General features: G+C 60.4%; 21 protein-coding genes. 19 read left to right on the plus strand and 2 right to left on the minus strand.

The genetic code is table 11. The annotated features are described in order from the left end of the window. Positions 1–18 precede the first annotated feature (18 nt). The 18 genes from ppk1 to nrdR all read left to right on the plus strand — a co-directional run bounded on the left by ppk1 (position 19) and on the right by nrdR (position 19,573). Positions 19–2,382: a polyphosphate kinase 1 gene (gene ppk1 / locus J3350_RS03635; protein ID WP_207685727.1), complete on the plus strand. Its 2,364-nt coding sequence runs from the start codon at positions 19–21 to the stop codon at positions 2,380–2,382. Positions 2,383–2,476: 94 nt separating this feature from the next. Then, the gene (locus J3350_RS03640) at positions 2,477–3,052 is read left to right on the plus strand and encodes a M23 family metallopeptidase (protein WP_207685728.1); all 576 of its coding nucleotides are present in this window, start codon (positions 2,477–2,479) and stop codon (positions 3,050–3,052) included. Further along, positions 3,049–3,576, plus strand: coding sequence for a metalloprotease (locus tag J3350_RS03645; protein WP_242700116.1), 528 nt, complete (start codon positions 3,049–3,051; stop codon positions 3,574–3,576). The genes J3350_RS03640 and J3350_RS03645 overlap by 4 nt, the downstream gene beginning before the upstream one ends. Continuing rightward, complete coding sequence (locus J3350_RS03650; RefSeq protein WP_097792320.1) at positions 3,576–5,441, plus strand: TIGR03960 family B12-binding radical SAM protein; 1,866 nt, start codon at positions 3,576–3,578, stop codon at positions 5,439–5,441. The genes J3350_RS03645 and J3350_RS03650 overlap by 1 nt, the downstream gene beginning before the upstream one ends. Beyond that, entirely contained in the window at positions 5,416–6,060 is a 645-nt protein-coding gene (locus J3350_RS03655) for a TIGR03936 family radical SAM-associated protein (protein WP_207685729.1), read from the plus strand. Before J3350_RS03650 ends, J3350_RS03655 begins: the two co-directional genes overlap by 26 nt. A gap of 207 nt (positions 6,061–6,267) precedes the next feature. Next, positions 6,268–6,609, plus strand: a complete 342-nt coding sequence (gene rplS, locus J3350_RS03660) for a 50S ribosomal protein L19 (protein ID WP_055188169.1) — start codon at positions 6,268–6,270, stop codon at positions 6,607–6,609. Between the two features lie 102 nt (positions 6,610–6,711). Further along, positions 6,712–7,266: a signal peptidase I gene (lepB, locus tag J3350_RS03665; protein WP_207685730.1), complete on the plus strand. Its 555-nt coding sequence runs from the start codon at positions 6,712–6,714 to the stop codon at positions 7,264–7,266. Continuing rightward, a complete protein-coding gene (gene ylqF / locus J3350_RS03670) occupies positions 7,263–8,186 on the plus strand; it encodes a ribosome biogenesis GTPase YlqF (RefSeq protein WP_207685731.1) in 924 nt (307 codons plus the stop codon). The genes lepB and ylqF overlap by 4 nt, the downstream gene beginning before the upstream one ends. Next, a complete protein-coding gene (locus tag J3350_RS03675) occupies positions 8,183–8,827 on the plus strand; it encodes a ribonuclease HII (protein WP_118552873.1) in 645 nt (214 codons plus the stop codon). Before ylqF ends, J3350_RS03675 begins: the two co-directional genes overlap by 4 nt. Then, positions 8,827–9,189, plus strand: coding sequence for a YraN family protein (locus J3350_RS03680; protein WP_207685732.1), 363 nt, complete (start codon positions 8,827–8,829; stop codon positions 9,187–9,189). The genes J3350_RS03675 and J3350_RS03680 overlap by 1 nt, the downstream gene beginning before the upstream one ends. A gap of 98 nt (positions 9,190–9,287) precedes the next feature. Continuing rightward, complete coding sequence (thrC, locus tag J3350_RS03685; protein WP_207685733.1) at positions 9,288–10,748, plus strand: threonine synthase; 1,461 nt, start codon at positions 9,288–9,290, stop codon at positions 10,746–10,748. Between the two features lie 25 nt (positions 10,749–10,773). Further along, positions 10,774–11,457 (plus strand): metallophosphoesterase, encoded by a 684-nt coding sequence (locus J3350_RS03690; RefSeq protein WP_097792313.1) that lies wholly within the window; start codon positions 10,774–10,776, stop codon positions 11,455–11,457. Between the two features lie 215 nt (positions 11,458–11,672). Next, a complete protein-coding gene (gene tig / locus J3350_RS03695) occupies positions 11,673–12,989 on the plus strand; it encodes a trigger factor (protein WP_207685734.1) in 1,317 nt (438 codons plus the stop codon). Positions 12,990–13,139: 150 nt separating this feature from the next. After that, positions 13,140–13,739, plus strand: a complete 600-nt coding sequence (locus J3350_RS03700; RefSeq protein WP_097792311.1) for an ATP-dependent Clp protease proteolytic subunit — start codon at positions 13,140–13,142, stop codon at positions 13,737–13,739. Positions 13,740–13,815: 76 nt separating this feature from the next. After that, on the plus strand, positions 13,816–15,141 hold the full coding sequence (clpX, locus tag J3350_RS03705; RefSeq protein ID WP_207685735.1) for an ATP-dependent Clp protease ATP-binding subunit ClpX: 1,326 nt from the start codon (positions 13,816–13,818) through the stop codon (positions 15,139–15,141). Positions 15,142–15,359: 218 nt separating this feature from the next. After that, on the plus strand, positions 15,360–16,643 hold the full coding sequence (locus J3350_RS03710) for a PLP-dependent aminotransferase family protein (protein ID WP_207685736.1): 1,284 nt from the start codon (positions 15,360–15,362) through the stop codon (positions 16,641–16,643). Positions 16,644–16,730: 87 nt separating this feature from the next. After that, entirely contained in the window at positions 16,731–19,067 is a 2,337-nt protein-coding gene (secF, locus tag J3350_RS03715; protein WP_207685737.1) for a protein translocase subunit SecF, read from the plus strand. Positions 19,068–19,111: 44 nt separating this feature from the next. Further along, on the plus strand, positions 19,112–19,573 hold the full coding sequence (gene nrdR, locus J3350_RS03720; protein WP_097792307.1) for a transcriptional regulator NrdR: 462 nt from the start codon (positions 19,112–19,114) through the stop codon (positions 19,571–19,573). Between the two features lie 116 nt (positions 19,574–19,689). Here the strand turns inward: nrdR and J3350_RS03725 are convergent, their stop codons facing one another. After that, positions 19,690–20,058 carry a DUF4363 family protein gene (locus J3350_RS03725; RefSeq protein WP_097792306.1) on the minus strand — a complete coding sequence of 123 codons (369 nt, stop codon included), beginning with the start codon at positions 20,056–20,058 and terminating at the stop codon, positions 19,690–19,692. Next, on the minus strand, positions 20,055–20,762 hold the full coding sequence (locus J3350_RS03730; RefSeq protein ID WP_207685738.1) for a DUF421 domain-containing protein: 708 nt from the start codon (positions 20,760–20,762) through the stop codon (positions 20,055–20,057). Before J3350_RS03730 ends, J3350_RS03725 begins: the two co-directional genes overlap by 4 nt. Positions 20,763–20,831: 69 nt before the next feature. Between J3350_RS03730 and J3350_RS03735 the strand changes: the two genes are divergently transcribed. Beyond that, a complete protein-coding gene (locus J3350_RS03735) occupies positions 20,832–22,283 on the plus strand; it encodes a spore germination protein (protein WP_207685739.1) in 1,452 nt (483 codons plus the stop codon).

Below are 22,283 nucleotides of genomic sequence, written 5' to 3' on the forward strand. Positions count from 1 at the left end.
CAGAAAAGGGGAGTAATTATGAAAGAGGATACCATTTTCATCAACCGCGAACTGAGCTGGCTGGATTTCAACCGCCGGGTGCTCGTGCTGGGCAAGGATAAAAATGTCCCGCTGGCCGAGCAGGTCAAGTTCCTGGCCATTTACGGCTCCAATCTCGACGAGTTCTTCATGGTGCGCGTGGGTTCGCTGCAGGAGCGGGCCAGCCTGATGCGCGCCAAAAAGGAGCGGGACAAGCGCGAGAACAAGACGAATATGACCGCCGAAGAGCAGCTGACCGCCATCATGCCCAAGGTGGCGCATTTGCAGGAGGATTGTGATAAATATTACGAGAAGGCGCTGGAAAGTCTGGCAGGATGCGGTTATAAGAAGGTGGACTTCAACGCGCTTTCCAAAGAGGAGGAGCACTTCTGGAAAAAATACTTCCAGAGCGAGCTGTTCCCCATCCTCAGCCCGCAGATCGTGGACAGCCGCCATCCGTTCCCCTTTTTGCGGAACAAGGAGATCTATCTCGGCGTCCTGCTCAAGGAAAAAGGGGAGCAGAGCCTCGGCATGGTCCCCATTTCCAGCCAGATGGAGCGGATGCAGGTCATCCGCCGGGACGGCCGCACGGAATTTGCCCTGACCGAGGAGCTGGTGCTGCACTATGCGTCCCTCATCTTCGGCAAGGATGCCGTGCAGGAGACCTGCCTCTTCCGCGTCACCCGCAACGCCGACATTGACGTCAAAGAGGGGATGATGGACCACGATATCGACTACCGCGAGATCATGGCCGACCTGCTCAAGCGCCGCCGCAAGCTGGCGGCAGTCCGCCTGCAGGTCACGCCCACGGCCCCGCAGGAGATCGTCCGCATCCTCTGCGAGAAGCTGGAACTGACCCACAAGCGGGTGTTTGCGCAGAAAAGCCCGCTGGACCTGAGCTTCTTCTATAAACTTACTTCCAGGATGGAAGCCGACGGCCACCCGGAGCTGTTCTACCCCGCAGCCCGGCCCATGCTGCCGCCGCCGGATTATGACCTCGCGGCCGAGGTGGAAAAGCACGACGTCCTCCTCAGCTATCCGTATCAGTCCATCCGGCCCTTCATCGCCATGCTGAAAAAGGCCGCGCAGGACCCGGCGGTCATCTCCATCAAGATGACCCTCTACCGGATGGCGCGGGAGTCCCAGATCGTGCAGGCGCTGATGGAGGCCGCCGAAAACGGCAAGGAAGTCGTAGCGCTGGTGGAGCTGCGCGCCCGTTTTGACGAGCAGAACAACATCGACTGGTCCAAGCAGCTGGAAGAAGCCGGGTGCACCGTCCTCTACGGCTTTGAAGATTACAAGGTCCACTCCAAGCTGACCCTCATCACCAAGAAAGGCCCGCAGGGCTACAGCTATATCACCCAGATCGGCACCGGCAACTACAACGAGAAGACCAGCGAGCTTTACACCGATTATTCCTTCATCACGGCAGACCTCGGCATCGGCGAGGAGGCTTCCAACGTCTTCCAGAATCTCGCCGTCCAGAAGCTGACGGAGACCAGTGAAAAGATGCTGGTGGCTCCGCTGCGCTTCAAGAGCGTTCTGCTGGATGAGATGGACCGCGTCATCAATGCCGCCCGCCTGGGCCGCCCGGCGTCGATGATCCTGAAAAACAACTCCATCTCGGACCGCGACATCATCCTCAAGCTGGAAGAAGCCAGCTGCGCCGGGGTCCGCATTGATATGATCGTCCGCGGCATCTGCTGCGTCCGCGCCGAGGTGCCGGGCAAGACCGAGAACCTGCACATCCGCAGCCTGGTGGGCCGCTATCTGGAGCATGGCCGCATCTACAGCTTCTACGATGGCACCACCACCCGCATCTACATTGCCTCCGGCGACTTCCTGACCCGCAACACCGAGTGCCGCGTGGAGGTGGGCGTCCGGGTGGAAGACCCCGTTCTCATCCGGAAGCTCAGCGAGATCCTGCAGCTTCAGCTGCGGGATAACGTCAATGCCCGCGAGATGAAGGCGGACGGCAGCTACCAGAAGGTCAAAGCCGCCCCGGACGAAGCACTCGTCAACGGCCAGATGGGGATGTACGACCTGCTGAAAAATGACTGGACGGCCCGCGATGACGTTCCGGAGGAAACACCCGCCCGACCGGAACCAGTTCGTGCCGCTGCCCCGGTGGAAACGCCTGCACCGGCTGCGGAAGCACCCAAAGCCCCTTCGGAGCCGACGCCGCTGCTGACGGCAGAGCCTGCAAAGCCAGCCGTGGCGCCCGAAACCGCCCCGCAGGCGGAACAGACGGTGCACCATCCGGTCGCGGTCACACATCCCGCCCCGCACACCCCGGCCAAGCCCTGCGGCGGTCTGATGGACCTTTTTGAACAGTTCCACCACTGGCTCCGCCCCAAGCGCTGAGACCACGCCCTCACAGAGAACGATGCTCTGTGGGGGCGTTTTTGTTCTCCGAACGGGATGACCGGCATAAAATACCCCAAGGGAGGAATGTGCGATGCGGGCAGAAATGGGACGAGCAGGCGGAAAGAAGATCCTCAGGCGGGCAGCGGCGACCGGGGTGCTGGCGGCGCTGTTGCTGGGACTGGTGGCAGGCGTCGTGCTCCCGGCACGGGCTAAAAGTGCAGAACGGGCGGCCCCGGCGGGTGCGTCGCTGGAACCGGCAAAGCCGAGCGAAGCGCTCTGCTTTCCGCTGGGGACCACGGCATTCCGCGTTTCGGACGCCTATGGCTGGCGGGCAGACCCCTTCACCGGGGCAGAAGCCTTTCACCGTGGGGTAGACCTTGCCTGCGCAGAGGGAACGCCTGTTCTGGCGGCGCTGGGCGGCACCGTGACCGCCGCCCGCCGCAGCGGGACCTACGGCAACTACCTGTGCATCTCGCACCCCGGCGGGCAGGAGACGGTCTATGCCCACATGCAGTATCTCTATGTCCGGGCAGGGGAGGTGGTGTTTGCGGGCCAGTGCCTGGGGACCGCCGGGCAGACGGGCCGGTCTACCGGTGCCCATCTGCACTTTGAATTTCTGACACAGGGCATCCGGTACGACCCGGCCAAGGCGCTGGGCCTGCCATGAAGCGGGCGCTGCGCATTGGGCCGCTCATCTTCCGGGACCCGGTCCTGCTCTGCGGGGTCCTCTATGTGCTGCTCTGGTTCGACGCCAGCGGCTTTCTGCGGCTGGGGCTGTGCGCGGCCTTCCTCCACGAGTGGGGGCATATTCTGGTCTATTGGGCGATGTTCCGCACATTCCCGACCATCGAAGTGACCCTGACCGGTTTTTGCATGCGCACACGGGGCCGCAGCATGACGCCGCAGCAGACGTTTTGGCTGGCTGCGGCCGGGCCGCTGACGAATGTTCTGCTGGCGGCTCTCTGGGCCGTCCGGCTGGAACAGGAGGCCACCATCCGGGGCAGCGCGTTCTGGGCGGCCAATCTTCTGACTGGGGCATTCAACCTCCTGCCCATCCCGCCGCTGGATGGGGCGCAGATGGGCCTTGCCCTCCGGGAGGCGCTGCGGCAGCGAAATCAAGGATTGCAATTCCCCCGGAAATCGGGTAAAATAAAACGAATGAAAAAACGTTCTGTCAATGGAGGAACTTGATGTTTGACCCGAAACTGAAAGAAGCGCTGGGCCGGGTGCAGAAGCCGGGCCGCTATACCGGCGGCGAGCCGGGCAGCGTATACAAAGACAAAGAGAAGATGGATGTCCGGTTTGCGTTCTGCTTCCCGGATACGTATGAGGTGGGCATGTCCTTCCTCGGCGAGAAGATTTTGTACGAGCTGCTCAACAGCCACGCGAACTGGTGGTGCGAGCGTGCGTTCATGCCCTGGCTGGATATGAAGGCGGAGATGGAGCGGCTGGGCCTGCCCCTTTACACCATGGAGAGCAAGGACCCGCTGACCGCCTTTGATGCCGTGGGCTTTACCCTGCAATATGAGCTTTCCTATACCAACATCCTGGCCATGCTGGACCTGGCGCACATCCCGTTCTATGCCAAGGACCGCGACGAGAGCTGGCCGCTCATCGTGGCGGGCGGCCCCTGCGCCTGCAACTCCGAGCCCATCGCGGATTTCTTTGATGTCATCCAGCTGGGCGAGGGCGAGAACCAGCTGCCCGGCATCTGCGCCGAGATCGAAAAGGCCAAAAAAGAGGGCGGTGTCTCCAAAAAGGAGCTGCTCCGCCGCATTGCCAAGATCCCCGGCATCTACATTCCGGCTTTCTACGACGTGGCGTATCAGGAAGACGGCCGTGTGAAGTCCATCACTCCCAACGAGCCGGACATCCCGGCCGTCATCACCAAGGCCATCATCAAGGACCTGAACGAGTTTGCGCCCCCGACGAACTTCGTGGTGCCCATGGTGGGTGCCATCCAGGACCGCGCCAGCATTGAGGTGCTGCGCGGCTGTGTGCGCGGCTGCCGCTTCTGTCAGGCGGGCTTTTTGTACCGCCCCATGCGTCAGCGCGACGCGGGCCTGCTGAACCGGGCGGCAAAGGACCTCTGCGCCAACACCGGCTACGAGGAGCTGAGCCTGTCCAGCCTGTCCACCTCCGACCACAGCCAGCTCGAAGAGCTGCTGGACGACCTGAACGAGTGGGCACCGCAGGAGCACGTCAGCCTGTCGCTGCCGTCTCTGCGCATGGACAACTTCTCCCAGAGCCTCATCGAAAAGACCACCAAGGTGCGCAAGAGCGGCCTGACCTTTGCGGCCGAGGCCGGTACCCAGCGCCTGCGCGATGTCATCAATAAGAACGTCACCTGGGACGAGATCGAAAAGACCTGCTCCATCGCGTTTGCCAACGGCTATTCCTCAGTCAAGCTTTACTTCATGATGGGCCTGCCCACCGAGACGATGGAGGACATCGAGGGCATCGCCGAGACGGCCCAGAAGGTCGTGGACCTCTACTATAATACGCCCCATGCCAAGGGCCGCGGGGTGCAGGTGACCATCAGCTGTTCCTGCTTTGTCCCCAAGCCCCACACACCCTTCCAGTTCGTCCCCATGGATACGGAGGAGATGCTGCGCGAGAAGCAGAAGCATCTGGTGGAGTGCGCCCGTGCCCGCAGCCGGAAGATCCGGGTCAACTACCACGACAGCAAGACCAGCTTCCTGGAAGGCGTATTCGCCAAGGGCGACCGCCGTCTGGCCCCGGTCATCCTGGAAGCCTACAAGCGCGGCTGCTTCTTTGACGGCTGGGACGAGTGCTTCCGGTACGACACCTGGATGCAGACCTTCGCCGACCTCGGCGTGGACCCGTTCTTCTACTGCCAGCGCCCCATCGGCCTGGACGAGGTGACTCCGTGGAGCCACATGGATTACGGCGTCACCCACGAATATCTGGTGCGGGAGTACCAGAAGGCCCTTGCGGCCCAGACCACCCAGCCCTGCAACCGTGCCTGCCACGGCTGCGGTGCCAACCATCTGTTAGGAGGGCCTTGCTTTGATTACAGTCAGAATCTCGTTTGAAAAGAAAAATGAGGCCTCCTACATCTCGCTGCTGGACATGCAGCGGGTGATGCAGCGGGTGCTCAAGCGCAGCAGCCTGCCGGTGTGGCATACGCTGGGCTTCAACCCCCATATCTACATGACCTTTGCCTGCCCGTTGTCGCTGGGGCAGGAGAGCGCGTGTGAGTGCGTGGATGTCAAGACCGAGGCCGAAGCCCCGGATTTTGAGCAGTGGAAGACGGCCCTGAATGCCATCATGCCCGCCGGTATCGTGGTCACGAAGGTGGCCCCCGTCGAGATGAAGGCTGACCTCATCGCCTATGCCTGCTACGAGGTCCGTTATCCGGCTGCGCGAAAGGCTGCACTGGAAGCGTACAATGCGCTGGAAAGCGTCCCGGTAGAAAAAAAGAGCAAGCGCAAGGTCAAGACGGTGGAACTGAAGGAATTCGTTCCTTCGCTGGACTTGACGGAAGAAGGGGAGCAGGTGCGTTTTTCCATCTGCCTGCCCGCTTCGCAGGAGCTTACCCTGAACCCTGCCCTGCTCACGGCGGCGCTGGAAGAGACCTTCGGCGTCCCGGCGGCGGAGGCCAGCATCCTGCGCACCCATTTCCTGACGGCAGAAAAGACGTTGTTCGCCTGAGAAGAATGTCTTTTGGGCAGAACAGAAAATTTTTGGGATTATTTTGGACAAATCGCTTGCATTTGCGGACGATTTGTGCTATCCTATTAAGGCGTTAGTGTCCGCTGAAACCACAGCGGGGTTAATGACACGATATCATTAAACGGGCGGTCCTCTGGCGGCGGCAAGCCGTGCATGAACGTCTAAAAACAAATGGAGGATTCAAAAATGGACGCACTGAAGATTATTTCTGAAGGCAGCATCAAGGCTGAAAAGCCTCAGTTCAACGTTGGCGACACCGTCCGCGTTGATGTTCGTATCAAGGACGGCGATCGTGAGCGTATCCAGGCTTTCGAGGGCACTGTCATCGCAAAGAAGCACGGTGGTGTTGCTGAGACCTTCACCGTTCGCCGCGTTTCCTACGGCGTTGGTGTTGAGCGTGTCTTCCCCATCAACAGCCCCTTCGTTGAGAAGGTCACGGTTGTCCGCAAGGGCAAGGTCCGCCGCGCAAAGCTGTTCTACCTGCGTGGCCGTACTGGCAAGGCTGCCAAGGTCAAGAGCGATATTTGATGATCCCCGCGTAAAACGGGAAAAAAGGGACAACTTGTTGTCCCTTTTTTCTTTATTTGTCGGGTATTGCCCGGCAAACTGGATTGAGAGGTGCATCGGGAAATGGAAAAACAGACGACACAGCAGCCAAAAGCTGCAAAAGGCCAGGGCGCATTTGAATGGTACGAGGCGCTGATCTCGGCGGCTCTGGTGCTGGTGCTCATCTTTTCGTTCTTTTTCCGGATCATTCAGGTGGATGGCGAGTCCATGGTGCCTACCTTGCAGAACGGTGAAAAGCTCATCGTCTGGGGTGCCGGGTACGAGCCTCAGCGCGGAGATGTGGTCATCGTGGACAGCTACACGCCCTACGGCAAGCCGCTGGTCAAACGGGTCATCGCCAAAGGCGGCGACACCATCTGCATCGACTACGAGACCGGCACCGTTACTGTGAACGGCGAAGTGCTGCGGGAGGATTACATCGCTGAGCCGACCTATCTCGGCTATGATGTGGAGTTCCCGTACACCGTGCCGGAAGGCACCGTCTTCGTCATGGGCGACAACCGCAACAATTCGCTGGACAGCCGCTCGTCCTACGTAGGCTGCATTGATGAACGTGATATTCTGGGCAAGGTGCTGCTCTGCTTTTTGCCCGTTTCGGATTTTGGAGTGGTAAAATGAACAATCAGGATACCCGGTTCGCAAACCAATATAACATCCAGTGGTTCCCCGGCCATATGACCAAGACGCTGCGGATGATGGAGCAGGAGATCCAGCATGTGGATGCAAGCCTCGTGCTGCTGGATGCCCGCATCCCGCTCTCCAGCCTGAACCCGGAAATCGAGCGGATCACGGCCCGGAAGCCCAAGCTCTATGTGCTGAACAAGGCCGACCTGGCCGACCCCGTTGTGACAGAGGCATGGATCCGGTACTTCCGCGCCGCCGATGCCGGCTGTGTGGCCATCAGCGCCAAGCAGAAGGGCGGGGCCAAGGCGGTCCAGGCCGCCATCGAAAAAGAACTGGCCGGTCTGCTGGCGCGCCGTCAGGTGCGCGGCATGGGCGGTGCCAAGACGCAGGTGATGCTCTGCGGCATCCCCAATGTGGGCAAATCGACCTTTATCAACACGTTTGCGGGTTCAGCCCGCGCCAAAGCCGCCGACCGCCCCGGCGTGACCAAGGGCAAGCAGTGGGTCAGCACCGAGAAGTTTGACCTGCTGGACATGCCCGGTGTGCTCTGGAAAAAGTTTGATTCCAAGACCATCGCCTCTAATCTGGCCTTCATCGGCTCCATCAAGGACGACATTCTGGATGTGGAGGAGCTGGCGATGAACCTGCTGGACGAGGTGCGCCGCAATTACCCCGACCTCGTGGCCCAGCGCTACAAGCTGGACGCCGAGACGATGGCGCTGCCGCCCTATGAGCTGATGGAAGCCATCGGCCGCAAGCGCGGCCTGCTGGTGCGCGGCGGCGAGGTCAACACCGAGCGCTGTGCCATCATGCTGGTGGACGAGTTCCGCGCCTGCAAGTGGGGCCGGATCTCGCTGGAGTGCCCGCCCCAGAGGGACGACCTCGCGGACTTTGCACAGGAGGACGACGAATGAAACGGCGTTCCGACGAAGAGATCTCCGCACCGCTGTATGCGTATGACGCAGCTATTCGGGCAGAATACGGCTGCTTTGCCGGGGTGGACGAAGCCGGGCGCGGCCCGCTCTGCGGCCCCGTCTGCGTGGCTGCCTGCATCCTGGACCCGGAACACCCGGTCTACGGCATCAACGACTCCAAAAAGCTGACCGAGAAAAAGCGGGAAGCCCTGTTTGACGAGATCATCGAAAAAGCGCTGGCTTACAAGATCGTTTTCGTGGGGCCGGAGATCATCGACCGCGATAACATCCTCAACGCCACCATGGGCGGGATGCGGCAGGCCGTGGAAGAATTGGACATCGTGCCGAACCTTGTCCTCATCGACGGCAACCGCACCCCGGCCGGGCTGACCATGCCCGCACAGCCGGTGGTCAAGGGCGATGCGACCAGCGCCAGCATCGGCGCGGCCTCGGTGCTGGCCAAAGTCAGCCGGGACCGCTACATGCTGGAACTGGACCGCCAGTACCCGCAGTACCAGCTGGCCAAACACAAGGGCTACCCGACAAAGCTCCACTATGAGCTGATCGCACAATACGGCATCCAGCCATTCTACCGCCGCAGCTTCCTCAAAAAACAGGGCTATTGGCCGGAGGGCAAGTGATGGATGCCGCCGAGACCGGCCGGAAAGGCGAGGCCGTCGCCGCGCGCTATTACCAGCAGCGGGGCTGCCTGCTGCTGGCCCACGATTACCGCACCCGGATGGGGGAGATCGACCTCATCCTGCGGGAGCCGGACGGGACCATCGTGCTGTGTGAGGTCAAGACCCGCAGCCCGGACCCGCTGGCAAGCCCCGCCTCCGCCGTTACACTAGCCAAGCAGCGCAGACTCATCCGCGCCGCAAAGCAGTATCTTCAGCAGACCGGGCAGAGCGATGCGCCCGCCCGATTTGACGTTGCCGAGGTGACCCCTCTTGACAGCGGGCGCTGGATGGTACATATTATAAAGGGCGCATTTACCGCGTGAGCGGGGATGCACCGGTGGGAAAAAGGCAGAAATCGGCGTTTGCCGCTGCCGACAAAAAAGGGTCATTGTGGACCCGCGGACGAAAAGGAGCGACGACAATGCAGTTTTTCAGTACGAGAGACCGAAACCGTGTGGTAAATGCTTCGCAGGCCATTGCACAGGGCCTGTCGGACGAGGGCGGTCTGTTTGTTCCGCAGAGCTTTCCGAAAGTGGACGTTGCATCGATTTGTGCACTCGATTACCCCGAAATGGCTGCGGCCATCGTGGGCCAGTACCTGACCGATTATTCCCAGCCGTTCCTCACAGAGGCGGCAAAGACCACCTATGGCGAAGCATTTGACGGCAAGGCGGGCTATCTGGCCCCTGTGTCGGACGAGGTCTATTCGCTGGAACTGTGGCACGGCCCGACCTGTGCATTCAAGGACTATGCCCTTCAGCTGATGCCGAAGCTCCTGGTGGAGGCCAAGAAGAATCTGGGCCGCACTGAGAAGACGCTGATCCTGGTGGCGACCAGCGGCGATACCGGCAAGGCCGCGCTGGATGGCTACCACGACATCCCCGGTGTCGAGATCGCCGTGTTCTTCCCCACGGGCGGCACCAGCGAGATCCAGCGCCTGCAGATGGCCACGCAGGAGGGCGATAATGTCGCCGTCTATGCAGTGCACGGCAACTTTGACGACGCCCAGACCGGCGTGAAGCGGGTCTTCGGCGACACGGATATTGCTGCCGAGCTGGCAAAGCGGAACATCCGCCTGTCCAGCGCCAACTCCATCAACTGGGGCCGTCTGGTCCCGCAGATCGTCTATTATTTTGCTGCGTACGCTCAGCTTCTTAAGGCGGGGCAGATCGCGCTGGGCGACGCAGTGGATTTCTGCGTTCCCACCGGCAACTTTGGTGACATTCTGGCGGGCTATTACGCCAAGCAGATGGGTCTGCCCGTGGGCAAACTGGTCTGCGCTTCCAACGAAAACAATGTCCTCACCGACTTCCTCACCACCGGCACTTACACGGCCCGGCGCGCGTTCTACAAAACCACCTCGCCCAGCATGGACATTTTGGTCTCGTCGAACCTGGAACGCCTGCTGTACCATGTCACCGGCAGCGACACCGAAGTGGCTTCTCTGATGAAGCAGCTGAACGAGACGGGCAGCTACACCGTCCGCCCCGAAACGCTGGCCGCCATCCAGGAGAGCTTCGCCTGCGGGTGGAGCAGCGAAGCGCAGGTGGCAGAGGAGATCCGCGCCCGCTACGAGCAGGACCACTACCTCTGCGATACCCACACCGCCGTGGCGTTCCATGTGGCGGCCCAGCATAAGCGGGATGGGGTGCCGATGGTGGTGCTCTCCACCGCATCGCCCTTCAAGTTCCCGCGCAGTGTGCTGGAAGCACTGGGCCATGCTGCCCCGGCCAACGATTTCGAGGCCATGCAGCAGCTGGAAGAGGCCACCGGCTGCACCGCTCCGGCCAGCCTGTCAGCACTGCGCCAGAAAGCGGAGCGCTTCCACACCGTCATCGACCCGGAGCAGATCGCACAGGTGGCGCTGCGCTATCAGGCGTGATCCGACCTAGAACAGGAGTAACAGAATGGCACTTTATGTGCTTGGCGATACCCATCTTTCCCTCGGCGCATCCAAGCCCATGGATATTTTTCCGGGGTGGGACAATTACGTAGAGCGGCTGGAGCGCAGCTGGCGCAAACTCATCACCCCGCAGGACACCATCGTGCTGGCGGGGGATATCAGCTGGGCCATGCGCCTGACCGATACCCGCAGGGATTTCGCGTTTTTGCAGCAGCTTCCGGGCCAGAAGCTCATCATGAAGGGCAACCACGATTACTGGTGGAGTACGGCCAACAAAATGAACGCCTACCTGAAAGCGGAGGGCTTCGATACCCTGCACATCCTGCACAACAACTCCTACACGGTGGAGGGCTACGCCCTGTGCGGCACACGGGGCTGGCTGTTCGATGTGGGGGAGCCGCATGACGAAAAGGTCATGAACCGCGAGATCGGGCGGCTGAAAATGAGCCTGGACGCTGCGGAACCGGGGCTGGAAAAGCTCGTGTTCCTGCATTATCCACCGGTCTACACCGGTACCAGCGCCCCGGAGATCGTGGCGACGCTGAAGGACTATGGCATCCGGCGCTGCTTCTATGGCCATCTGCACGGAAATGCCATCCGCTATGCCGTGCAGGGCGATGTGGACGGCATCCGTTACAAGCTCGTCAGTGCCGACGGCCTGCGTTTCTGCCCGTACCGCATCAATTAAAGGCGGACAGAGTGGGCAAAAAGAACAAAAAGTCAAAATTTGGTCTGGCAATTGTGTCTGGAACGTGCTATAATAAGTTTTGACGCGATTGTTGCACCCAATTGAGCGCGCGCGTCCCCGCATTTCGCAAACAGCAAGGACGCGGTGCGCGGTTGCAGGGGAGGGGGAACACCCCGCTCCCAACGCAATAGAATTTTTGAGTGGAGGATACACAAATGAATTTCATCAAGTGCGAAAAGCTCGAAAAGAGCATGGCAGAGCTGCAGTTCTCCATCGACGCTGAGGCCTTCAAGGCCGCAGTTGCCGATGTCTTCAAGAAGGAGGGCAAGAAGTACGCAGTTCCCGGCTTCCGCAAGGGCAAGGCTCCCCGCGCTCTGATCGAGAAGATGTACGGCGCTGATGTCTTTACCTACGATGCCATCAACGAGCTGTTCCCCGACGCATACGAGGCAGCCGTCAAGGAAGCTGGCATCGAGCCCGTTGGCCGCCCGGAGGTCAGCGTGGATTCCGCAAACGAGACCGAGGGCGTGACCCTGACTGTCAAGGTCGCCGTCAAGCCCGAAGTCAAGGTCGGCAACTACAACGGTCTGACCGTTGAGAAGACGGTCCATACTGTTACCGATGAGACCGTCGATGCCGAGCTGAAGCGTGTGCAGGAGCGCAACGCCCGTGAGCTGACCCGTGAGGGCGCTGCTGAGAACGGCGACATCGTTGATATCGACTTCGAAGGCTTCGTCGATGGCGTTGCATTCGAGGGCGGCAAGGCTGAGCACTACAGCCTGACCCTGGGCAGCGGCTCCTTCATCCCCGGCTTCGAGGATCAGATCGTCGGCCACTCTGCTGGCGAAGAGTTCGACGTCAACGTCACCTTCCCCACCGAGTATCAGGCTGCTGAGCTGGCTGGCAAGGAAGCTGTCTTCAAGATCAAGCTGCACGAGGTCAAGTACAAGGAACTGCCCGCTCTGGACGACGAGCTGGCAAAGGATTGCTCTGAGTATGACACGCTGGAGGCCTTCAAGGAGTCCATCCGCAAGAACAACCAGGAGCAGCTGGACAAGCAGGACGACCTGGCTGTCGAGAATGCTCTGGTCGATCAGGTCATCGAGAGCATGGAGGCTGAGATCCCCCAGGCCATGTATGACACCCGTATGGACGAGATGGTCAACGACTTCGCTTTCCGTGTGGAGCAGCAGGGCCTGCGCCTGGAAGACTACCTGAAGTATATGGGCCAGACCGTGGAGCAGTTCCGCGCTTCCTTCATGCCCCAGGCTGAGAAGCAGGTCAAGATCCGTCTGGCTCTGGAGGCTGTTGCTGCCGCTGAGAACATCGAGGCTTCTGAGGAAGAGGTCTCTGCTGAGATCAAGCGCATCGCAGACCAGTACAAGATGGAAGAGGACAAGGTCCGTGAGCTGGTCAACGTCGATGACCTGAAGAAGGATCTGGCCGTCAACAAGGCCATCGACTTCATCAAGAGCCACGCCAACGTCGTGGAGAAGGCTGCGGAAGCCGAGAAGACCGAGGACGCTGAGTAAGTTCAGCTTCCAAGGCCGCCATCGCAAAAACGGTGTTTCGCCGCTTTTGTGAGCAAAGGTTGTTAAAATTGACCGATACGGCCCTGTTTCTTTTGCCGTATCGGTCAATTTTGCAAATACCAAACATTTTCAATCCAGGAGGCGAACTTTATGAGTTTTGTTCCTTATGTTGTAGAACAGTCGGCACACGGCGAGCGTTCCTACGATATCTTCTCCCGTCTGCTGAATGACCGCATCATCGTGCTGAGCGAGGATGTCAACGATACCACGGCCAGCCTTGTTGTGGCACAGCTGCTGTATCTGGAAGGCCAGGACCCGGATAAGGATATCAGCCTGTATATCAACAGCCCCGGCGGCTCCATCAGTGCGGGCATGGCCATCCACGATACCATGCGGTATATCAAGTGCGATGTCTCCACCATCTGCATGGGCATGGCAGCCTCCATGGGCGCGTTCCTGCTGGCCAGCGGCACCAAGGGCAAGCGCTTTGCGCTGCCCAACGCTGAGATCATGATCCACCAGCCCCTCATCGCAGGCGGTCAGGGCGGCGGCCTTTCCGGCCAGACCACGGATATCAAGATCCATGCCGAGCACATGGTCTATATCCGCGATAAGATGAACCGGATGCTGAGCGAGTACACCGGCCAGCCGCTGGAAAAGCTCCAGCTGGATACCGAGCGCGACAACTATATGTCTGCGCAGCAAGCAAAGGAATACGGCCTGATCGATGAGGTCATCACCCACCGCTGAGGGATCGCTGAAACCAATCGGCGCAGCAGGGGAGAACCCCGCTGCGTCTGACGACCCAGAATAAGGAAAAACGGCTATGGCAAACAACAATTCCGGCAGAGACAAAAACGAAAAAGATCTGGTTTGCAGCTTCTGCGGTAAGCATCAGGACGAAGTGGAGCGGATGATCATCGGCCCCGGCGTCAACATCTGCAGCGAGTGCATCGGCCTGTGTTACGACCTGCTCGCGGACAAGCCGGAGCATCCGGGCTCGAACCGCCCCAGCCGCGGCAATGCAAGCCGCGCCCGTGTGCAGGCTGCGGAGGACCTCTCGGTCAACATCCTGACCCCGGAGGAGATCAAAAACGGCCTGGACCAGTATGTCATCGGGCAGGACGAGGCCAAGCGTGTGCTGGCGGTCTCTGTCTACAACCACTACAAGCGTATCCTGAGCGGCAAGGGCTCGGACGTGGAGCTGCAAAAGTCCAACGTCCTGCTCCTTGGCCCCTCCGGTGTCGGCAAGACCCTGCTGGCCCAGACGCTGGCCAAGATGCTGGGGGTGCCCTTCGCTATTGCGGATGCCACCACCCTCACCGAGGCAGGCTATGTCGGCGAGGACGTCGAGAACATCCTGCTCAAGCTCATCCAGGCGGCCGATTTTGATGTGCAGAAGGCACAGATCGGCATCATCTACATTGATGAGATCGACAAGATCACCCGCAAGAGCGAGAATCCCTCCATCACCCGCGATGTGGGCGGCGAGGGTGTGCAGCAGGCCCTGCTGAAGATCCTGGAAGGCACGGTCAGCAATGTCCCGCCCCAGGGCGGCCGCAAGCACCCCCAGCAGGAGTTCATCCAGATCGACACCACCAATATCCTCTTCATCTGCGGCGGTGCCTTTGACGGCCTGGACAAGTACATCCAGCGCCGCACCGATAAGTCCGCACTGGGCTTCGGCAGCTCCCTGAAGGACAACTCCGACGATGCCCAGAAGGCGCTGCTGCGCAAGGTGGAGCCGCACGATCTGGTCAAGTTCGGCCTCATCCCGGAGCTGATCGGTCGTCTGCCGGTCATCACCGTGCTGGATGATCTGGACGAGGACGCTCTGGTCCGTGTGCTCAAGGAGCCCCGCAACAGCCTGGTCAAGCAGTACAAAGAGCTACTCAACATGGACAGTGTGGAGCTGGAGATCACCGATGAGGCCCTCCATGCGATCGCCCGCAAGACCATCGAGCGCAAGACCGGTGCGCGCGGCCTGCGCAGCGTGATGGAAAGCATCCTGATGCCCATCATGTACAAGGTGCCCAGCGATGCCACCATCATCCGCGTGACCATCGATGCGGACACCGTTGAGGGCGGCGAACCGAAGCTGGAATACGGCGCGGTCCGCAAGCGCTATAAGAATCAGACGTCCCTGAGCTGATCTGCCCACCCGGCAGGCTGCTCCGGGCCGCTGCCCCGCTGAAAGCTATGACTTTTGGCGGGGCTTTTTTTGAGATATGCTTGTTTTAAGAGCAGATATGAGCTATAATATTAAAGTCTGGACGGCTGGGCTGCGGCTCTCTCTGGCAGGAAGCTTCTTTTCAAAGCCCGGCGCGGACACTGTGGGAACAGGAAGTACGATAAAGGAGTGTGTTTTCAATGGCAACTTATTTTGAGATGAACCGCGACGAACTCGTAGCCGAAAAGGCAAAACTGGAAGAGCAGTACAAAGCATTTCAGGCAATGGACCTGAAGCTGAATATGGCCCGCGGCAAGCCCGGCCCTCACCAGATGGATCTGGCCATGGGCCTGCTGCAGATGACCGATTATACCACCGATGCCGGCACCGACGCCCGCAACTACGGCGACCTGGAGGGTCTGCACGAGGCCCGCGTCCTGTTTGCGGATGTCTTCGGCGTCAAGCCCGCAGAAGTCTTCGTGGGCGGCAACTCCAGCCTGCAGCTGATGTACAACCTCATCAACATCGGCTATGTGTTCGGCTTCCCGGAGTCTCCCTGCCCCTGGTCTCAGGTGGAAAAGCGCAAGTTCCTCTGCCCGGTGCCCGGCTATGACCGCCACTTTGCCATCACCGAGGAGTTCGGCTTTGAACTCATCAGTGTGCCCATGACCCCGAACGGCCCCGATATGGATGTGGTCGAGAAGCTGGTGGCCGAGGATGACACCATCAAGGGCATCTGGTGTGTGCCGCAGTATTCCAACCCCGACGGCTACACCTACAGTGACGAAACGATCGAGCGTTTTGCTAAGATGAAGACGGCCGCTCCCGATTTCAAGATCTTCTGGGATGAGGCCTACATCGTCCACCATCTGACCGATGAGATCATCGAGACCCCCGTTCTGCTGAACGAGTGCAAGAAGTACGGTACGCAGGACCGCGTCTTCATGTTCACCTCCACCAGCAAGATCACCTTCCCCGGTGCAGGCGTCTCCGCGATCGCCTGCAGCGAGAACTCCATGAAGTACATCTGCAAGCGCTTCTCGGTCATGATCATCAGCTACGATAAGATGAACCAGCTGCGCCACGTCCGCTTCCTGAAGAACAAGGAAGGCGTCCTGGCCCACATGGCCAAGCACCGCCGCCGCCTGATCCCCTGCTTCGATGCAGTGAAGACGGCCTTCTCCGAGGAGCTGACCCCCTGCGGCGACATTGCCCACTGGACCAACCCCAAGGGCGGTTACTTCATCAGCCTGTACGTGATGCCCGGCTGTGCCAAGCGTGTGGCAGCCCTGTGCAAGGAGTGCGGCCTGACCCTGACGGGTGCCGGTTCCGCTTACCCTTACCACAAAGACCCGGAAGATTCCCATCTGCGCATTGCGCCCACCTATCCCAGCCTGGACGAGGTGGAGACCGCTTCGGACCTGCTGTGCGTCTGCGTAAAGCTGGCCACCGTGGAAAAGCTGCTTGCGGATCAGGAAGCGTAAGCGTCCCCGTTGTTGAAGATCTCCCCGCGCGGCGGAATCCTGCCGCACGGCGGAGGTTTATTATATTTTGGAGGTTTCCCAATTTTTATGAAGACGAAAGGCAAAGCATGGCAGCTTGTTGTCACAGTGCTTCTGATCGCGGCGTTTGTCTACACGGCATTCTTCGGCGTTGCGGTCAAATATGGCGATGTGACCCGGACCTATATCAAGGGCGCGCAGGATATCCGCTTCGGCGTGGATATCAAGGGCGGCGTCAACGTGACGTTTGCACCCTCGGACGGCTACGATGCCACCGATGAGCAGCTGGACGCCGCGCAGCTCGTCATTGAGAACCGTCTGGTCGGTCTGAACGTGACCGACTACGAGCTGTATGTGGACTACGATTCCGACCGTCTGATCCTCGAATTTCCGTGGCAGTCCGGCGAGACGGATTTCGACCCCGAAGCTGCCATCGAAGAGATCGGTACCACCGCCTACCTGACCTTCCGGGAGGGGAGCAGTGCAGACGGTGAGCTGATCCTGGACGGCTCCATGGTCGAGAGCGCAGCGGCACAGTACGGCCCGGTGAGCGGCAGCTCTTCGGAGTATTATGTGGCCCTCAAGTTCACCGATGCGGGTGCCAAAGCCTTTGGCGATGCCACCACCCGGCTCTACCAGAGCAGCGGCACCATCAGCATCTGGCTGGATGACGAGAATGTCAGCACGGCCACGGTCCATGCGGCCATTACCGATGGCGCTGCCATCATCACAAGCTCGGCATCCAACCCCTTTACGCAGGACGATGTCGTCAAGATGGCCCGCCAGATCAATTCCGGCTCGCTGCCCTTTGCGCTGACCGTGGACAGCTACTCCACCATCAGCCCCAGTCTGGGCGAGAACAGCCTGAGCGCTATGGTGCTGGCCGGTCTCATCGCTTTTGCCCTCATCGTGGTCCTGATGACGGCGCTGTACCGTCTGCCCGGTTTCCTGGCCTGCATCGCACTGGCCGGTCAGGTGGCGGCTACGCTGGCCTTCGTCTCCGGTTATTTCTCGGTGTTTGAGAGCTTTACCCTGACGCTGCCCGGCATTGCCGGCATCATCCTGGCCATCGGCATGGGTGTGGACGCCAACGTCATCACCGCCGAGCGCATCAAGGAAGAACTGCGCAGCGGCAAGTCTCTGGATGGTGCCCTCAAGAGCGGCTTTGCCCGCGGCCTGACGCCCATCATCGACGGCAACGTGACCATCGTCATCGTGGCGGTCGTGCTGATGGGTGCCTTCGGCCCCTCGGACGGTTTCTTTGCAAAGATGCTCCACTTCGTCTTCTTTGCCTTTGGCCCGTCCACTGCGGGCACCATCTATGCCTTCGGCTACACGCTGCTCACCGGTGTGCTGCTCAACTTCGTATTCGGCGTCTTCGCCACCCGCGTGATGATCCGCGGGGCAGCGGCCATCAAGGCCCTGCGCGACCCCTGGCTCTACGGCGCAGACCGCCCCGGCAAGGAGCCTGCGGAGAAGAAGCCCATCGACTTTGTGAGCCTGCGCAAGCGCTTCCTGACCATTTCCTCCTGTCTGATGGCAGTCATCCTGCTCTGCGCGGTGGTGTTTGGCGTCCGGCTGGATACCGAGTTCACCGGCGGTGCGATGATCACCCTGAGCTATGAGGGCGAGTTCACCACGGCCGATGTGCAGAAGACTGCTTCTGCCGCACTGGGCAGCAAGGACCTGACCCTCCAGACCGGCGAGAACGTCGCCACCGGGGAGCAGACCCTGAAGATCTCCATGCCCGGCAACGAGACCGTGACCACCGATCAGGTGGAGAACCTGCTGGGTTCCCTGAACGAGACCTACCCGGACAACGGCTTCGTTCAGTTGTCGCTGAGCAACGTCAGCGCGGCCATGGGTACCAAGTTCCTGCAGAAGAGTCTGGTCGCCGTTCTCTTTGCGCTGGTGCTCATCCTGCTGTATATCGGCTTCCGTTTCCAGAAGATCGGCGGCCTGACCGGCGGCATGATGGCCGTTCTGGCCCTGCTGAACGACCTGATGGTCGTGTTTGGCACCTTCGTGCTGCTGCGCACCCCGCTGGACGGCAACTTCATCGCCGCCATGCTGACCATTCTGGGCTACTCCATCAACGATACCGTCGTTGTGTACGACCGCATCCGCGAGAACCGCACCCTGATGGAGAAGAAGACCTCCTTCGAAGAATTGGTCAACCACTCGGTCAATCAGTCGGCCCGCCGCACCATCATCACCACCGTCACCACCGTGATGGCGCTGGGCGTGATGTGCATCATCTCCAAACTCTACGGCCTGGACAGCATCTTCACCTTTGCGTTCCCGCTGATGATGGGCATGATCAGTGGTGTTTACACCTCGCTGTGCGTGTCCACTTCTGCGTGGGTGCTGTGGAGCGAGCGCAAGACCGGCAAAAAGAAAGCGTGAGCTTCGCCCGAACGTGAACATGACCAAATCAGGAGGAACAAACCATGAAATGTCCCTATTGCGGCGATGAAGAATCCAAGGTCATCGATTCCCGCCCGACCGAAGATGGCGAGCGCATCCGCCGCCGCCGGGAGTGCCTGCGCTGCCACATGCGGTTCACGACCTATGAGGTGGTGGAGACGGTCCCGCTGATCGTCATCAAAAAGGATAATTCCCGCGAACCCTTTGACCGGCAGAAGGTGCTCAACGCCATGCTGCGCGCCTGCGCCAAGCGCCCGGTCAGCTATGAGTCGCTGGAACGTGCCGTCAGCAGCATTGAGCAGACGCTGATGAGCTCCTACGACCGGGAAGTGACCAGCGTCCGCATCGGTGAGCTGACCATGCAGGAGCTGAAAAAGATCGACGAAGTGGCCTATGTCCGCTTTGCGTCGGTCTACCAGCAGTTTGCCGACGTCGAGAGCTTTTTCACCGAGCTGCAAAAGCTGATGGGCGACCGGAAAAAGTAAGAGAATCCTTCAAAAAAGCGCACAGCCTCCGCCTGGATTTGGGCGGCAGGGCTGTACGCTTTTTCGTTGCAGCAGATCCTTCGCATAATTTCGATTATGCGAAATGTTGAATTGCCTCAGAGGATGCGCCGGGCGAGCCAGGCCAGCGTTTCGACCTGGACCTGAGCGCGGCGCAGCTCCCCGAACGCTTCTTCGGGGGCGTTCCATTCCAGATGGCCGTCGGCGGCGCGGAGGGCCGCTTCCAGTTCGGTGAAGTCTTCCGTTTTGAGCAGGTGGTTCATCCCTTCGCGCATCCGGTCGCAGAGGTCGGCTCCTTCGGCAAGGGCCTGACGGGCACCGGTCAGGTCATCCTCCCGGATGGCTTCCATCGCATGGTCGATGTCGCCGGAGATGTCTTCGGCGAACATCTGCACCCGGAAGCTGCTGTAAAAGGCCACCGCGAGCAGGGTGGCCACGATGCCGAGGCAGGCGTAGATGCGTTTCATGCGTCCTCCTTTCTGAGCGGGCGGGCCGTGCGGCGAGGCTCTTTCTTCAGCAGAAAGTAATCTTCGGTGTCGTTGCCGATCAGAAGAAGGATCTCCTCCACCAGCAGGGTATTGGCCTGTGCCGTCCGTTCCAGCCAGGCGTGGTCCTTGCCGCACCAGTGGAGGTTGTCGTCCAGCACCTGCCCATCCAGCACAAAGGGGATGGTCGCCTGACCGTGCTGGACCTTGAGTGCCAGGTCGGAGAGGGTGGCAGGCTCTTTTTCGGGGCGCAGCGCCACCGAAAGGCTGCCGTTCGTCTCCACAACGGCGTAGGAGACATCCCGTGGGTCAAAGACGTCCTTGCCGCGCAGGGCCTCCATCAGGTCGGCCGTCGTCAGCCGCAGGGTGCGCAGGGCATTCTGGTCGATCTGCCCATCCAGAATGACCGTTTTGGGCCGGCCGGACATCAGATTGAAAAATTTCTGGCTCTGGAAGCTGAGAATGGACCCCAGAAGCTCCAGCGCTGCAATGAGGAAGAGCGGGATGAGGCTGGCGGTCACGGGGACTTCCTCCGATTCGATGGAGATGGACGCCAGATTGGAGATGAGGATGGTCGAGACCAGCTCTTCCGGCTGCAGCTCACCCAGCTGGCGCTTGCCCATCAGCCGCATGGCAAACAGGACGCAGAGATAGATCAAAACGGTGCGAACGATCAAGAGCTTCAAGGTGGAACACCTCCTGCGGGAATAACCGGCGCGGCGGCGGGTATCCTACTGCAAAAGGGGGATGGGACCATGCAGCTTTCCGAACATCTGGAAACGAACCTCGCGGCGCTCAACGCTAGGTTGGGCAGCTCCGCCGATTTTTATGCGAAGCGCATCGAGCTTTACCACATTCGGGGTGCTATTCTGCTCTTTGACGGGATGGCCAGCCTCGAATCCCTGTGGGAACTTCTGCTGGACGCAGCCAGCCGCCAGACGCCGCCGCTGCGGCTGGGCGCGCTGCCGAGTGGGGAACAGGTCTATGAGCTGCTCAGCCGCCACTCGGCATTGCCCGCCGAGAGCAGCCCCGTGGAGAACTGGGAGGATCTGATGCAGCGCCTGACCGCCGGAATGGCGGTCTTACTGCTGGACGGCAGTGCGAAAGGGCTGGCGTTTTCGGTGCAGAGCCTGAAATTCCGCTCGGTGGAGGAGCCATCCGGTGAAGGAGATCTCCGCGGCTCCCGCGAGGGATTTTCCGACCTGCTGCGGATCAATCTGAGCCTGCTGCGGCGGCTCATCCGCACCGAAGCGCTGGTGATGGAAGTGCAGCAGGCAGACTGCGCGATGAAAACGGAATATGCCGTCTGCTACTGCAAAGATAAGGCCTCGCCCGCCGCAGTGGAGCAGGTGAAAGAGACGCTGCGCCGCGCAAAGCCGCAGCTGCTGTTGGATTCGAGCTACTTTCTGCCCTGGCTGTTCCCCTGCCGGGTGCGCACAGCGTCTCCGGTGAGCTACACCGAGCGCCCCGCCGTGGCCTCCGCGAAGCTCTGTGAGGGGAAGATCGTCGTTCTCGTCAACGGGAGCCCATCCGCGATGGTCCTGCCGACCCTTTTCGGCGAAAACTTCGAGTGTCTGGACGACTACGCCCAGCCTGCGTTTTTTGCGTCCTTCCTGCGCTTTCTGAAATATGGTTCCTTCTACCTGAGCATCTTTCTGCCGGGGGTGTTCGTCTGCCTGGCGGTCTACCTGCCGGAACTGCTCCCGCCGCAGCTGCTCTTCAAGATCGAAGCTGCTGAGCGGGCCACTCCGTTCCCGCTGTTTGGGGAGATGGTGCTGGTCATCCTGCTGCTGGAGATCATCCGGGAGGCAGGGCTTCGGATGCCGCAGACGCTGGGGCACTCGGTCAGTCTGGTCGCAGCGCTCATCATCGGGGACGCAGCCATCGCCACCGGTCTGCTGAGCACACCCGTCATTCTCATTGCAGCGGTTGCATCCATCGCTGTCTTCGTGGTGCCGTCCCTCTACGAAATGGCCACGGCCTTCCGCTTTCTGGTCCTGCTGGCGGCGGGAGTGGCAGGACCTGTGGGGCTTGTGTGCGCGGCGTTGGTCGTTCTGCTCGCTCTGGCGCAGGTGTCAGCGCTGGGGGTGCCCTATTGTGCACCGGTGCGTTTCCCGCAAACCGCACTTTCTCCGGACGGTGTGACCCGCCGGACCTACCGCACCCTGTCCGCACATCCTTTTTCCATCTGGCAGAAACGGAGGTGA

This window comes from Faecalibacterium sp. Marseille-Q3530, from assembly GCF_017377625.1.
GTDB classification, from domain to species: Bacteria; Bacillota; Clostridia; order Oscillospirales; family Ruminococcaceae; genus Faecalibacterium; species Faecalibacterium prausnitzii_E.

What these genes read in the sequence shown, in the direction of transcription:
- ppk1 (WP_207685727.1), top strand. Translation starts at nt 19, where the DNA reads ATGAAAGAGGATACCATTTTCATCAACCGCGAACTGAGCTGGCTGGAT.
- J3350_RS03640 (WP_207685728.1), top strand. Translation starts at nt 2,477, where the DNA reads ATGCGGGCAGAAATGGGACGAGCAGGCGGAAAGAAGATCCTCAGGCGG.
- J3350_RS03645 (WP_242700116.1), top strand. Translation starts at nt 3,049, where the DNA reads ATGAAGCGGGCGCTGCGCATTGGGCCGCTCATCTTCCGGGACCCGGTC.
- J3350_RS03650 (WP_097792320.1), top strand. Translation starts at nt 3,576, where the DNA reads ATGTTTGACCCGAAACTGAAAGAAGCGCTGGGCCGGGTGCAGAAGCCG.
- rplS (WP_055188169.1), top strand. Translation starts at nt 6,268, where the DNA reads ATGGACGCACTGAAGATTATTTCTGAAGGCAGCATCAAGGCTGAAAAG.
- lepB (WP_207685730.1), top strand. Translation starts at nt 6,712, where the DNA reads ATGGAAAAACAGACGACACAGCAGCCAAAAGCTGCAAAAGGCCAGGGC.
- ylqF (WP_207685731.1), top strand. Translation starts at nt 7,263, where the DNA reads ATGAACAATCAGGATACCCGGTTCGCAAACCAATATAACATCCAGTGG.
- J3350_RS03675 (WP_118552873.1), top strand. Translation starts at nt 8,183, where the DNA reads ATGAAACGGCGTTCCGACGAAGAGATCTCCGCACCGCTGTATGCGTAT.
- J3350_RS03680 (WP_207685732.1), top strand. Translation starts at nt 8,827, where the DNA reads ATGGATGCCGCCGAGACCGGCCGGAAAGGCGAGGCCGTCGCCGCGCGC.
- thrC (WP_207685733.1), top strand. Translation starts at nt 9,288, where the DNA reads ATGCAGTTTTTCAGTACGAGAGACCGAAACCGTGTGGTAAATGCTTCG.
- J3350_RS03690 (WP_097792313.1), top strand. Translation starts at nt 10,774, where the DNA reads ATGGCACTTTATGTGCTTGGCGATACCCATCTTTCCCTCGGCGCATCC.
- tig (WP_207685734.1), top strand. Translation starts at nt 11,673, where the DNA reads ATGAATTTCATCAAGTGCGAAAAGCTCGAAAAGAGCATGGCAGAGCTG.
- J3350_RS03700 (WP_097792311.1), top strand. Translation starts at nt 13,140, where the DNA reads ATGAGTTTTGTTCCTTATGTTGTAGAACAGTCGGCACACGGCGAGCGT.
- clpX (WP_207685735.1), top strand. Translation starts at nt 13,816, where the DNA reads ATGGCAAACAACAATTCCGGCAGAGACAAAAACGAAAAAGATCTGGTT.
- J3350_RS03710 (WP_207685736.1), top strand. Translation starts at nt 15,360, where the DNA reads ATGGCAACTTATTTTGAGATGAACCGCGACGAACTCGTAGCCGAAAAG.
- secF (WP_207685737.1), top strand. Translation starts at nt 16,731, where the DNA reads ATGAAGACGAAAGGCAAAGCATGGCAGCTTGTTGTCACAGTGCTTCTG.
- nrdR (WP_097792307.1), top strand. Translation starts at nt 19,112, where the DNA reads ATGAAATGTCCCTATTGCGGCGATGAAGAATCCAAGGTCATCGATTCC.
- J3350_RS03725 (WP_097792306.1), bottom strand. Translation starts at nt 20,058, where the DNA reads ATGAAACGCATCTACGCCTGCCTCGGCATCGTGGCCACCCTGCTCGCG.
- J3350_RS03735 (WP_207685739.1), top strand. Translation starts at nt 20,832, where the DNA reads ATGCAGCTTTCCGAACATCTGGAAACGAACCTCGCGGCGCTCAACGCT.